Source organism: Micromonospora deserti (assembly GCF_003236335.1).
Lineage (GTDB): Bacteria > Actinomycetota > Actinomycetes > Mycobacteriales > Micromonosporaceae > Micromonospora > Micromonospora deserti.
In genome coordinates, this window is the sequence record NZ_POUB01000178.1 from 1 (window position 1) to 12,729 (window position 12,729).

12 protein-coding genes and 1 pseudogene are annotated in these 12,729 nt (G+C 69.0%); 6 read left to right on the forward strand and 7 right to left on the reverse strand.

All coding sequences use genetic code 11. The annotated features are described in order from the left end of the window. Positions 1 to 2,226 (forward strand): discoidin domain-containing protein (locus C1I99_RS21835; RefSeq protein ID WP_111136084.1); only part of this gene is annotated, 2,226 nt, incomplete at its 5' end. A gap of 116 nt (positions 2,227 to 2,342) precedes the next feature. Here C1I99_RS21835 and C1I99_RS21840 read toward each other — a convergent pair. After that, the gene (locus tag C1I99_RS21840) at positions 2,343 to 2,831 is read right to left on the reverse strand and encodes a zinc-binding dehydrogenase (protein WP_111136085.1); all 489 of its coding nucleotides are present in this window, start codon (positions 2,829 to 2,831) and stop codon (positions 2,343 to 2,345) included. Positions 2,832 to 2,905: 74 nt separating this feature from the next. Then, entirely contained in the window at positions 2,906 to 3,985 is a 1,080-nt protein-coding gene (locus C1I99_RS21845; protein ID WP_199562336.1) for a cation diffusion facilitator family transporter, read from the reverse strand. Between the two features lie 69 nt (positions 3,986 to 4,054). Here C1I99_RS21845 and C1I99_RS21850 point away from each other — a divergent pair, with 69 nt between their 5' ends. After that, positions 4,055 to 4,414, forward strand: coding sequence for an ArsR/SmtB family transcription factor (locus C1I99_RS21850; protein WP_111136093.1), 360 nt, complete (start codon positions 4,055 to 4,057; stop codon positions 4,412 to 4,414). A 9-nt stretch (positions 4,415 to 4,423) separates the two neighbouring features. Here the strand turns inward: C1I99_RS21850 and C1I99_RS21855 are convergent, their stop codons facing one another. Further along, positions 4,424 to 5,482 carry a HupE/UreJ family protein gene (locus C1I99_RS21855; RefSeq protein ID WP_158554092.1) on the reverse strand — a complete coding sequence of 353 codons (1,059 nt, stop codon included), beginning with the start codon at positions 5,480 to 5,482 and terminating at the stop codon, positions 4,424 to 4,426. Positions 5,483 to 5,623: 141 nt separating this feature from the next. Further along, positions 5,624 to 6,319 carry a hypothetical protein gene (locus C1I99_RS21860; protein ID WP_146604014.1) on the reverse strand — a complete coding sequence of 232 codons (696 nt, stop codon included), beginning with the start codon at positions 6,317 to 6,319 and terminating at the stop codon, positions 5,624 to 5,626. A 297-nt stretch (positions 6,320 to 6,616) separates the two neighbouring features. Between C1I99_RS21860 and C1I99_RS21865 the strand changes: the two genes are divergently transcribed. After that, positions 6,617 to 7,147, forward strand: coding sequence for a hypothetical protein (locus C1I99_RS21865; RefSeq protein ID WP_146604015.1), 531 nt, complete (start codon positions 6,617 to 6,619; stop codon positions 7,145 to 7,147). A gap of 579 nt (positions 7,148 to 7,726) precedes the next feature. Here C1I99_RS21865 and C1I99_RS34130 read toward each other — a convergent pair. From C1I99_RS34130 to coaD, 3 genes and pseudogenes are all read right to left on the reverse strand, one after another. Beyond that, complete coding sequence (locus tag C1I99_RS34130) at positions 7,727 to 8,746, reverse strand: IS110 family RNA-guided transposase (protein WP_111136089.1); 1,020 nt, start codon at positions 8,744 to 8,746, stop codon at positions 7,727 to 7,729. Positions 8,747 to 8,795: 49 nt separating this feature from the next. Next, a pseudogene (locus C1I99_RS35025) lies at positions 8,796 to 9,641 on the reverse strand (transposase); the annotation flags it as partial. A gap of 222 nt (positions 9,642 to 9,863) precedes the next feature. Further along, complete coding sequence (coaD, locus tag C1I99_RS21885; RefSeq protein WP_111136090.1) at positions 9,864 to 10,388, reverse strand: pantetheine-phosphate adenylyltransferase; 525 nt, start codon at positions 10,386 to 10,388, stop codon at positions 9,864 to 9,866. A 343-nt stretch (positions 10,389 to 10,731) separates the two neighbouring features. Between coaD and C1I99_RS21890 the strand changes: the two genes are divergently transcribed. Genes C1I99_RS21890 through C1I99_RS34825 form a run of 3 tightly spaced genes read left to right on the forward strand, consistent with a single transcriptional unit; the run spans position 10,732 to position 12,203 of the window. Continuing rightward, positions 10,732 to 11,322 (forward strand): carboxymuconolactone decarboxylase family protein, encoded by a 591-nt coding sequence (locus C1I99_RS21890; RefSeq protein WP_111136091.1) that lies wholly within the window; start codon positions 10,732 to 10,734, stop codon positions 11,320 to 11,322. Next, a complete protein-coding gene (locus tag C1I99_RS34820) occupies positions 11,319 to 11,762 on the forward strand; it encodes a sigma-70 family RNA polymerase sigma factor (RefSeq protein WP_325049227.1) in 444 nt (147 codons plus the stop codon). Before C1I99_RS21890 ends, C1I99_RS34820 begins: the two co-directional genes overlap by 4 nt. Before the next feature lie 51 nt (positions 11,763 to 11,813). After that, positions 11,814 to 12,203, forward strand: coding sequence for a nuclear transport factor 2 family protein (locus tag C1I99_RS34825; protein WP_325049228.1), 390 nt, complete (start codon positions 11,814 to 11,816; stop codon positions 12,201 to 12,203). Positions 12,204 to 12,729 lie beyond the last annotated feature (526 nt).

A 12,729-nucleotide genomic window follows, 5' to 3' on the forward strand; every position in this document is an offset into this window, starting at 1 on the left:
GCCCCCGCCACCGCCGCCCCGGACCACACCCGCACCGCAGCCAAGTCGGACTGGCCGGGCAACACGCCGAACCCGACCGGCGGCACGGACTACTTCATCGACGCCACGAACGGTCGCGACACTGCGGCCGGAACCTCGCCGGAGACCGCCTGGCGCAGCCTGGCCCGGGCGAACGCGACCACGTTCCGGCCCGGCGACCGCATCCTGCTCAAGGCCGGCGAGCAGTGGCACGACGAGCAGCTGTGGCCGAAGGGCTCGGGCAGCGCGGGCCGGCCTATCACCATCTCGGCGTACGGCGACGCGAGCGCCGGCCGGCCGTACATCGCGACGAACGGCAACGTGCCAAGCCCCTTCCTGGCGGGCGGGGTGAAGAACCCCGCGACGGTCGGTCTGACCGGCGCGATCGTGCTGCGCAACCAGCAGTACTTCGACATCAACAACGTCGAGTTGTCCAACGACGACGACTTCGCGACCAACATCACCGCCGGGTCCTACGTCCGCGACGGCATCATGGTCTCGATCAACGCCGACCTGCTGCCGGCCGGCGCGGACAGCATCATGGACCACTTCCGCATCTCCGACGTTTACGTCCACAACCTCGACGGCCCGAGCTACTGGCAGCGGATCCACTACGGCGGCGTCAACTTCCAGGTCTTCGGCAGCCGCAGCTACAAGGAGTACGGCACCGGCGGCTACTACTTCAAGGACGTCCGGATCGAGGACAACACGTTCGAGAACGTCGAACTACACGCCATACAGTTCGCGTTCAACTGGTTCGCCGCCGACGGAGTGGACGCCGGACAGTACGACGAGAGCGGGAAGTTCCACGAGGGTTGGGAACAGCTCTGGGTGCGTACCCGCGACCTGTACAGCCGGGACGTCTACATCGGCCACAACTACGCCGAGAGCATCGGCCAGGGCGCGATCCAGCTCGCCAACACCAAGAACATGACGGTTGAATACAACGAAGTGAATGGGTATCTGGAGCGCTACGACTCCGTGTCCGTCGCGCTCTACCTCTGGGCGGGCGCCGACTCGGTGATGCAGTTCAACGAGGTCTACGGCGGCCCGAACAACGAGTACGACGGCACCCCGTGGGACCTGGAGTACACGAACTTCAACGTCACGTACCAGTTCAACTACTCACACGACAACGCGGCGGGCTGGATGTCGTACATGGGCAACAGCTCCAACTCGGTCGCTCGCTACAACCTGAGCGTCAACGACAACGGCGTGCTCGTGAAGAACATGCTGTCGACGAACTACTCTCCGACCTACTTCATGAACAACACCTTCGTGTACGACGGTGCGGACCTCGACTACGTCCACGACGAGACGTTCCTGAGCACCGTCTACTTCCTGAACAACATCTTCTACAACAGCTCGACGACGGCGTCGACGCCGTGGTACCGCCGTACCGGCGCCCTGCGCCACGCGGTGTTCTCGAACAACGCCTACTACGAGGCGAGCGGCACCCACTCCAGTCAGGAACCGGCCGACCCGGACGGGGTGCGGGTCGACCCGAAGTTTGTGGGCGACCCAGCGAAGTACATCACCGGGGCGGGCGTTGACCGGATCCGGAAGGCCGCGGCGCACTTCAAACTCCGTGGGGACTCGCCACTCATTGACGCCGGCCGGTACAATCCGCACCTGGGCACCAAGGACTTTCTTGGCACACACATCTACTACGGCAACGCACCGGAGATCGGCATCGCGGAAAGCCGGATCGGCGAAAAGGTCACCGACCCGGTGGACGACAACCCCATCGAGGACGAGCCGGGCGACGACCGGGTCAACCTCGCCCTGGGCAAACCGGTCACCGCGAGCTCGACCCACTCCGGCTTGAACGGCACGCTGGGCGCGGTGAACCTGACCGACGGCGATCCGGCAACCCGCTGGGCAGCGGCCGACGACGCGGCCTACCCGATCACGCTTGACATCGACTTCGGCGCGGACACCACCTTCGACGAGGTGTACCTGGACGAGTACACCGACTCGGGCACCAACCCGCGGGTCCAGAAGTTCGAACTGCAGCGATGGGATGCCGGGACCGGCGCCTGGGTGACCTTCGCGAGCCGTGCCGACGGCATCGGGCACGACCTGACCGTGACCGGCTTCGGCAGCGTCACGACCTCCCGGCTCCGGGTGGCGCTCACCGAGCAGATCGCGACGGAGCAGTACACGCCGACGATGACCGAGATTGCTGTGTACCGCACCGGCGCGTAGGCCAGGCCGGAATCGTGTGACGACCACGGGCGGGTGGACGCCACGGCGTCCACCCGCCCGTCAGCCGCGTGCTGGGGGCCGACGGGCCCCACCACCTGACGTTGGGTCTGGTCCGCTCAGGGCTGCAGCGCCAGCTTGCCGACGGTGGCCCGCGCCTCCATCTCCGTGAGCGCCTTCGGCCCGTCGGCCAGGTCGTACACGGTGGGTCGGCCGGGGGTGAACACCCCGGCGGCAATGAGCGCGGACAGTTCGTCCATCAGCTCGCCGAAGATCTGCGGTGCGGTCTCGATCAGCACGCCGATGTGCAGGCCGATCACGTGGATCTGATGGGTGAAATTCAGCTTCCAGTTGGTGATCGCAGCCTCGCCGCCGGCCACGCCGTACACGACGACCCGGCCGGTGACCCGCTTGGCCGCAGCCAGGCTCGCGCCGAAGGCGGCCCCGCCGGCCGACTCCAGCACCAGGTCGGCGCCCCTGCCGTCGGTCAGCCGCAGCACCTCGGTGGCGACGTCGGCGCTGCCGTAGTCGATCACGTGATCGGCACCCAGCGCCCTATACGGTGCCAAAACTCGTTTAGCGGTTTGACCTGGTGTTTTGAAGATCATGTCAGGCTGCCCGGTGGTACTCGTAATCACCCCAGTGAGCCGTCGTCGGCGCCGTACGGGCTTGTGCAGCGGGATTATGACGGCCGGGACAGGTCGGTGTGGTGGTGTCGGCCGGGGTGGCTGTCGGGGTCGGTGTGGACGGTGGCGGTGGTCAGCCGGGGCACGGCGTGGGTGAGTTGGTGTTCGGCGTCGGCGGCTATCTCGTGTGCGGTGACGAGGGTGAGGTCGGCGTTGACGACGATGTCGGCTTCGGCGTGTAGGTGGTGGCCAATCCAGCGAAGTCGCACCGCGGTGACGTCCTGGACGCCGTTGACGGCTCGTAGGGCGGTTTCGGCCTGGTCGACCAGTTCGGGGTCCACGGCGTCCATCAGCCGGCGGTAGACCTCGCGGGCGGCGTCTTTGAGGACGAAGGTGATGGCGACGGCGATGGCCAGGCCGACGACCGGGTCGGCCCAGTGCCAGCCGAGGGCGGCGCCGCCGGCTGCGGCGAGCACGGCGAGGGAGGTGTAGCCGTCGGTGCGGGCGTGCAGGCCGTCGGCGACGAGGGCTGCGGAGCCGATACGGCGGCCGACGCGGATGCGGTATTGCGCGACGAGTTCGTTGCCGACGAAGCCGACGAGGCCGGCGGCGGCTACCCAGGGCAGGTGGGTCACCTGCGTGGGGTGCAGGAGCCGGTCGACTGCTGTCCATGCGGCGGCGACGGCGGAGCCGGCGATGACGAGGACGATGATGACGCCGGCGAGGTCTTCGGCCCGGCCGTAGCCGTAGGTGTAGGCGCGGGTCGCGGCGCGGCGGCCGAGCAGGAACGCGATGGCGAGGGGCACGGCGGTCAGGGCGTCGGCGACGTTGTGCAGGGTGTCGCCGAGCAGGGCGACCGAGCCGGAGACCACCACGATGGCCGCCTGGGCGAGCGCGGTGACCCCGAGGCCGACCAGTGAGATCCACAGGGCGCGCAGCCCGACGCGGGATGACTCCAGGGCAGGGTCGATCTTCGCTCGGGAGTCGTGCGAGTGCGGGACGACGGCGTGGATCAGCCGGTGCCCCCAGGCGGCGAGTCGCCCGGCGCGGTCGTGGTGCGCGGGCGGGTGACCGTGATCATGACCGCCGCGCCCGCGCCCGCGCCCGTGGTCATGGTCGTGTGCGTGGTCGTTCACCCCGTACCCCCAGGTCCGCCGGTCGCCTTTGACGCCGAATTTCCTGAACGACAGCGATATTATGTGCTCATGTACGCACGCGACAACGTTGCAGATGCCAGTGACCTGCAACAACGCCTGCCTGGCGTGCCGGAGGTCGAGGCGGCCACGGAGATGCTGCGGATGTTGGCCGACCCCACTAGGTTGCGGCTGATGTGCCTGCTCAGCGAGGGCGAGCATGACGTGACCGCGTTGGTGGCGGCGGTGGGGACGGCCCGGCCGGCGGTGTCGCAGCACCTGGCCAAGCTGCGGCTAACGGGGCTGGTCACCGTGCGGCGCGACGGCCGGCGGGCGTTGCATCGGGCCCGGGGCGGGCATGTGCGTCGGCTGGTGACCGAGGTGCTGCACGCGGCGTCGCACCGGGTGACCGGCGCGCCGGAGCACGACTGAGCGGGGTGGTTATTCGGCGGGCGTGGAGCGGGGGTCGGCAAACCAGTCACGGGTGAACTGGCCGACGGCGTCGATGTCGACGGTGTCGCAGACGGCGGTGTTGTAGGCGTGTACGGCCTTGACCGCCTCGGCCTGCCCCGGGGCGGGGCCGCCGACGACCCGGCCGGCTGCGGGATCGGTGACGAACGCGCGCACCTGGGCGAGCTGGTCGGCGGCCAGGTCCGGCCGGTAGGTGACGATGACGTAGCCGTCGCCGATGACGTGCCCGAACGAGGTGGCCGGCACGGTTTCGCCCGGCTCGAAGAAGGACTTGACGGGGTGCCCGACACCGAACGGGAAGGTCTCCGTACGGTCCCGGACCGTGCAGGCACCCACCGCAGGGTCGGCCTGCACCGGCCGCAGCACCTCACCCGGGGAGGTGAGGGCCAGGATCGACGCGGCCACCACACCAGCGGTCACGAGCAGCCCGTGGGACAGGCGCGGGTTGCGCAGCTTCGGCAGGTAGTGGCTGAGCACGTCGCCGAGCATGAACATGGCGACCACGGCGATGAGCTGCCCGATCTCCACCCCGACGTTGAAGGCCAGCACCCGGGGGATCATGCCGTCTGCCGGCAGTCCTAGGTCCTGCAAGCGGGTCGACAGGCCCAGCCCGTGGACCAGGCCAAAGCCGAGCACGGCGGCAGCGAACCACGTCCAGTTCTTCGGCCGGCCCCGCAGCCCGACCACGCCGACGAAGACCAGACTCAACGCCACCACCACGTCGACCAGCACCGGGTTGACGTGCCAGTCGGCGACGGTGGCGGTGAACAGGGTGACACTGTGCCCGAGCGCGAACAGCGAGATCAGCTTCGCCGCTCGCCGCACCTGCCCGGCCAACAGCAGGATCCCGCCGACGAACGCCAGGTGATCCCAGCCGGCGAGCATGTGCTTGGTGCCCAACCACACGAACCCGCCAACGGTGTCGCTGGACCCACCGACCCCGTGCGCGAGGGCCGCCTGCCCTGATCCGAGCAGCATGATCACCAGAGCGGTGGCGATGACCGCGCCTCGTCGGACCATAGCCGGCATCCGAGCCGCCCTCCCTGTGACCTGCGGTGGAACAAGCGTGAAGCCTGCCATGTCCTCTGGTAGTCGCTCCCGGCGCCCGTTCAGTTCCGCGTCGGCAGCAAGCGAGTGGGATTTGGGGGCGTAGCGGCTCGGCGGCGTCAGTCAGCGGACCGTCGGGGCTTGAGCCGCAACGAGCCCGCGACCTTCTGCTGGTAGATCTCCTGAGTCCGGTCGTCCCAGGGATGCACCAGCGACCGGCGCGGGTGCGGGCGGGAACCTGCCCGTGGCGCAGCCAGTTGTAGATTGCGTCAGCGGGGATACCGAGTTGTTCGGCTGCCTGCTTGACCCTGACCTCGCCATCCCGACGGCGACGGTTCGCGGGGTGAAGATCTTGTAGATGCCGCGAACCGCAGCGACGTGACGCGGGGTGAAGCCCAGGTTCTTGCCGGTGCGCAGGCCGGCGTCGTTGAGCATCTGCGCGATCTCGACGTTGCTGTGTGTGGCACCGTACTGGCGGACGATGGCGAGGGCCTGCGGCGGGGTCCGGCCCGGTCCACGGCGCTCGACGACCAGTTCGTCGGTGGCGCCGGTGTGCCAGCGCACCCCGATACGGACCGCGTCCGAGTCCTGTTCCAGCAGCAGCGTCACGTCAGCGATCAGCGTGCGCAGCAACCGTTTCCGGTCGCGGGGACTCGTCGTCGGCGCGTCCCACAGCCGAGGCAGGTCCGCGGCCAGCGCGCGCAGCGCCTCATGGTCAGGCACTGGAGGCTTGACGGCTCGGGCGGTCGCCAACGCCGCCTCGGCTTCGGCGAGGGCGGCCAGCTTGGTCTCCCACCGCGTTTCCAGGGTCCGCGCCACGAGGCGGTTCTCCGGCTCCACCTGTAGCAAGGCCCGTTCGGCGCGGTCGGCTTCGTAGCGGGTCCACCGCGAGTTCGGCGGCCCGGTGCGTGCGTACCTGCCGGTCGGTGACCTCGTCCGCGGCGGTTAGCGCGACCTGAATCTGCTGCTCCGTAACGGTTTTCAGCAGCGGGGACGCAACCGCGTCATCGACGGTGTCAGCGACGACGGTTCGGCATCGGGCAGTCGGCTCGGCGCACTTGTAGGTGACCTTGCGGTCGGCCCGGCTGTATCGGGTGCCGACCCGAGCGGGACGCGGTGCTGGCGAGTATGCGGGCGGAGCGGATCGCTACGCGGTTGCAGCGGGCGGAACCGACCGACCTTGGGAACGTGTGGGTGCTCGGCTCGACGTGCTACGACCAGGCGTTGCTGTGGGATCGGCTGGGCAAGGGACGTCAGGCCGTCAGCGCCGCCCGCAGGGCACTGTGGGCCTACCACTGGCTGGACCCCTCGAAGGGGGACCCGGGTCGTGTGCGGGAGGTGCTCGCCGGCAACGGACCCGAGGTGAGGGACGATGCCCCGTCCGCGCCGGCGGATCTGATGGCCCACGCCGCGGACGCCCGGGCCCGGTTGGCCCGGTTGTTGGCCAAGTACCAGCGGGAACGCCGCCCCGGCGACGCCTCGAACATCGACCGTTACCGCGGCCGCTCGGTGGCGGGCGAAGTTGACCTGCTGGGCCACGACGCGGTCGGTGTGTACGAGGTGCTGGTCGAGGCCTCGCACTACGGACAAGAGGACCTCGACCGCGTCAAGAAGCAGTACGAGGCCGCGCTCCAGCGCCTCTATTAGGCCCTCCCCTCGGGTCCATGCGATGCGTCCCAAAGTAGAAAGGTCTGGTGGTCACCAAGCTCGATCGGCTCGGCCGCTCCCTCGACCACCTGATCGACTTGTCCGCCCAAGCTCTCTCGGCGTCCGGATCTGCCGCCGACAGTGCGCGGCCTGCTGATCGGTCTGTCATTCCTGAAGGAGTGGGGCCGTGTCAACCCTTCTTGGTCGGACTGCTGCGACCGGTTTGTGCTGATTCCCGGCTCGGTGCTGACAACCGCCGGTAAGGGGTCGGGGTCAAGACTCGACTGGAGGTCGACCGCGTCAGCGGCTTGGTTGACGCCGATCCCGTAGGGCGCAGAATCGGTGCGCCGGGAGACTCTCACGGGTGAAGTTGTGGGGTGGCCGTTTCTTCACCGTCCGTAATGTGGACGGGTTGGCAAGCCGGGAGTGTCCCGGTGCCGGTCATTCCTTCGCCACGCGGGTCGGTGGCGTGAAGTGAAACGGCCGCGGCCAGGCGGGGTCAATCAGAATCACTCGACCACGCCAGCGGGGGTCAGACAGACAACGACCTCGCGCCTGGCCGCGCCGGGACCGGGGTGTTCATGCCGGGGTGGTGGCCAGGCAACGGATGTGTCCGTCGCGTAGGCCGTAGAAGACGAGGGTGAGTAGTTCGCGGGCGGCGGCGACCTTGGCGATGTTGTTGCCTCGCCGGAAGGCGAGCCGCGCCTTGGTGGCGGCGAGGGGACCGTGGTGGACGCGTTGAACGGCTTCGACCGCAGCCCAGCGGACGAGGTTGTTGCCCTGCTTGGTTATGCGCCCACGGTGGACTTTCGTGTCCGACTCGCGGTGTCGGGGTGTCATGCCGGCCCAGGAGCACAGCTGCTGCGGACGGGTGAACCGGGTGACGTCGCCGATCTCGGCGACGAACACCGCGCCCAGCACCGGGCCCACGCCGGGTAGGGCCTGGATCGCCGTGAATCCCGCGTGGTGCTTCAACTCGGCGCTGATCCGCTTGCCAACCAGGTCGATCTCGAAGGTGTACGCGTCGATCAACCGGAGCAGGGACAGCACACGGGCCTGGAACGGCGGATCGAGCCGCAGCTCATCGAGCTGCCGACGGCCGGCGACGCCGAACACGTCCGAGGACGCCAGGGTGACGCCCTGCCGGGCAAGCACGGCGTGGACCTGCGCCTTGAGCCCGGAACGCAGCGCGACGAGCTTGGCCCGATGCCGCACCGACTCCCGCAGCGCCTGCGGCGGCGCGATCCACGCCTCAGGCAGGCGGCCCATGCGCAGCAGGTCAGCCAGGTCGGCCGCGTCACGCTCGTCGTTCTTCACCCGCCGGTACGCGAAGCCCTTCACCCCCAACGGGTGAGCCAGGTGCACCGTGGCGCCGGCGTCGGCGAGGACGTCCGCAGCCCAGTACCAGCCGTAGGTGGCCTCCAGCACCACCTCCGGGACCTCGCCCCACGAACTGACCTGCGCGGCGAACTCGACCGGATCGCTGGCGATACGCACCACCGGCCCGATCCGCTCGCCGTCTGGCGTCATCCGCACGATCACACTGCGCCGCCGGTGCAGGTCGATCCCCACATACTGCCGGCCGTCGCACTCTGCCACTGGGGCCTCCTTCGTCGTGGTACGCGCGGCGGCCGGTGAACCGTTGTAGTTGTCGCCACCACTTCAGTTCGGCGATGGCGTGCTCGACCGGGATCCGTTGGGACGATTGGTGTTTACGCTCTGCTTCCCAGGCGGCCTGTCTGGCGGGTGGTGCGCCGGGGCGTAGTTTCAGCGGTGCAGCGGTGACCTGGCGGGGATGGGCCTTGGCCAGTCCTTGGTAGCCGGCGTCGACCAGGACCTTCACCTGCGGGTAGGCGTCCAGCTGGGCATCGATGCCCTCGACGCGGGCGGCGGTGGACTCGTGCATCCGGCCCGGCCGGTGCCCACCGCACCACAGGGTCGCGCCGTACCCGTCGGCCACCACGGTGGCCTTGATCGTGTTCTGTTTCGCCTTGCCCGACACGAACGCCTTCCGCCCGGGCCGGCCGACGCGTGGCCGGCGGACCCGGATCTCCGTGGCATCCATCCGCAGTGTGACGCCTTCGGCGGCGGCGTAGGCGAACACGTCCGCCAGGGTGTGCAGCCGGATCCCGCTGGGACGGGCGAACCCGCGACGGGCCAGCAGTGGACGGACCTGCCCGATCGCCCGGGTCACGGTCGAGCGATCCACCCCGAACGCCGCGGCTAGGGCTTCGTGCGGCACGCCCAGCCGCAGATGGGAGAGGGTGATCACCAACCGGTCGGTGAACCGCAGGACCAGACGACGGCCGGCACCGGGAGCCCGCCGCCGGTGACCGCCCCGACGGGCATACAGCCGGCCCTCACGCCCGGCCAGCCACACCACACGCAGCTCAGTCCGTAACAGGTGCAGATGCCGGCGGGAGATCCCGGTGAACGCGGGATGGCTGAACACACGACGAGCCCACCGGATCGACACCCGAAGATCATCACCCACGCCGGACCGACGCCACCGACCGTCCTATCGCGCACGAAGTCGTAAGCCGCCGATTCGGCATGCGAGATCAAAGGCGGCACCCGCACACGTCACTGCCGCGTACAGAGCCGAGTCGACGAACGCCCCGGCCGAACGCATGACGGAGCCGCGCCCGCGCGCCTTTATACCGAGAAGAGCCCATCCCACCTCGAGGCGCTGCCGCCGTTCCGGTACCCCTGGGGGTCACTCTTCAGCGTTCAGTGACGGACGGGCCGACTGTGCCGAGCGGTATGCGCGTGCGACCGTGGACGAAGTGGCGACCAGCTGCGGACGGGACGGCAACCAGACGGTCTGAATGCCGAGTTGCTCGTTCATCGCAGCGAGCTGGTACTCGTGGCGAAGGTCCGCGGCCGTACGTAGGCCGCGGACGATGACCGTGGCGCCGCGGCGCTGGCAGTAGGCGGTGGTCAGGCCGGTCCAGGTGTCCACCTCGACATTGCCCCAGGCTGCCGGCATGGCGTCGCGCACGCGTACGGCCCTGGCCGTGGCCTCGGCGGTTGGTCGCTTGTCGGCGTTCACCGCCAGCAACACGATGACTCGGTCAAACATCACCCGGGCACGGGCCACAAGGTCGCGGTGCCCCGGGGTGAACGGATCGAACGTACCGGGATAGACCGCCAACGAACCGTGTACCGGCACCACTCCACGATCCGGCGTAGCCGTCACCGCGACTCCAACCACATGGCCACGATCATCCCAGCCGGACATGTGCCGACCCGACTTTGGGTCTTGTCGTCACCGCCGAACACCGCCGACATCCTGATCTGCCGCATTCCGCTCGCCCGTACGGAAGGTCATTCCGCTGCGCCCCGGCCGCGGCACTCAAGTCGGGCGCGGACGTCTCGGTCACCGTGCGCTTAAAACGCCAAGGTCAAGACCGCGATCTCCTCGATCCCGAGGACGCCTGAACCACGATCGAGTACACGACGCCGACTGCGACGAACAGACCAGTCGTCTCTCCCGCTCGATGTCACATCTACGGCTCGGCCGGTGTCTCCATGGCATGACGACCTACCACCCCGTCGGCACAGCCACCGACGCAGGAGGAGACATGGAGCACACGACCCGCATCCCCCCGGCCGAGATCACCGGCGTCAAGGGAGCGCTGATCAAGCGGATGATCGAGAAGAAACTGGGTAAGGTTCCGACGGCGGTGGGCGTCTACTGGCACAACCCCAAGGTGCTGCTCGCCAGCTTCGGCCTCGGCGGCAAGCTGCAGAAGTGGGACGCCTGCGACGAGGGCCTGAAGTCGTTCGCCCACATGGCGGTCGCGTCGCTAGTCGGCTGCACGTGGTGCCTGGACTTCAACTACTTCGAGACCCGCAACAAGGGGCTCGACGTGGAGAAGGCGCGCGAGATCCCGCGGTGGCGAGAGGCGGACGTCTTCACTCCGCTGGAGCGGGACGTCCTGGAGTACGCCGAGGCGATGAGCCAGACACCGCCGACCGTGACCGACGAGCTGGTGGACCGGCTGCACGCCGAGCTGGGACCTTCCGCCGTGGTCGAGCTCACCTCGGTGATCGCATTCGCGAACATGAGCACGCGTGGCAACGTGGCGCTCGGCATCGAATCCGACGGCTTCGCCGCCACGTGCGGCTTAAAGCCGCTGGCCGAGCGACCGGGAGTAGCGTCCGCGTCATGAGCGAGGACCCCTTCGTCGCCCACCGCAGCCTGCTGTTCACCGTCGCCTACGAGATGCTCGGCTCGGTCGCCGACGCCGAGGACGTGGTGCAGGAGACCTGGCTGCGGTGGGCAGCCTTGGTCGAGGCCGAGCGCTGCGAGGTCCGGGACCCCCGGGCGTACCTCGTGCGGATCGTGACCCGGCTCTGCCTCAACCGGCTGCGCACGCTCGCGCGGCAGCGCGAGGAGTACGTGGGCGAGTGGCTGCCCGAGCCCGTGCTGACCAGCCCGGACGTCGCCGAGGACGTCGAGCTTGCGGAGAGCGTGTCGATCGCCATGCTGGCGGTACTCGAGACGCTGCTACCGACGGAGCGCGCGGTCTTCGTGCTCCGCGAGGTCTTCGACGTGCCGTATGACGAGATCGCCGAGGCGCTGGACAAGTCGCCGGCGGCGGTGCGCTAGATCGCGACGCGGGCCCGCAAGCATGTGGCGGCGCGCCGGCCGCGGATGTCGGTGAGCCGCACCGAGCAGGAGCAGGTGGTCGAGCGGTTCCTCGCCGCGCTGACCACCGGCGACGTGCCCGGACTGCTCGAGGTGCTGGCTCCCGACGTGCTCGTCGTGGGCGACGGCGGCGGCCTGGCCCCGACAATCCCGAAGCCGGTCCGCGGGGCCGCGAAGCTCGCCCCGGTGATGGCCCGCTTCGCCGAGGTCGCGCCCGACGCCAGGGCTTTCATCGTCGACCTCAACGGCGGCGTCGCGGCGCGCATCGACCCCGGCGGCGAGAACGACACGGCCGTGTCGTTCGTTATCGAGGACGGCCGGATCACCCAGATCTACGCGATCCGCAACCCGCACAAGCTCGAGCGGCTGGGCGAGGTGGCCGAGCTTCGACGGCGAGTCTAGGCTTACGCATGCTCGCATCTGCCGCGGACAATGCGCGGTACCGCCGGGCTGACGCTCGCGGGCACCAAGATCCGGACGCCGTCCTGCGGATGACCGTGGTCCAGGGCAGGGACCCCCCGGATGGCCGACCTTCGTGCTGGCCGGCCAGGACTGGAAAGATATGTCAGATCCCGGGATCGGGCTTGCCAGTACCTATGCCCCTTTCGGCTTCTCCGTTAACTCTGCGGATCGAGACGTACAAAATCGCCGGGATGCCGTAGGCCGACGGTCGCTGAACTCCGCGGCTGGCACGAGGACGTCGCAGCGTTGCTATCCCAACTCGAGCAGGCCCCACCCCATCCGCCCGGCGGCAACGGCTTGACGCCCCCGGAAGCCCAGCCCGCGTCGCCGCCGCCGGTCGGCCGTATCGCGGTCGGCAGCGCGCGGCGAGCTGGGCGGCCGAACTCCGCGAACAACGCCCACTAAGGGTCCGGTTCCGGACAGCGGCATCCGCGTGGCGATGTTAGCGTCGCCGCCACCCCCGAAT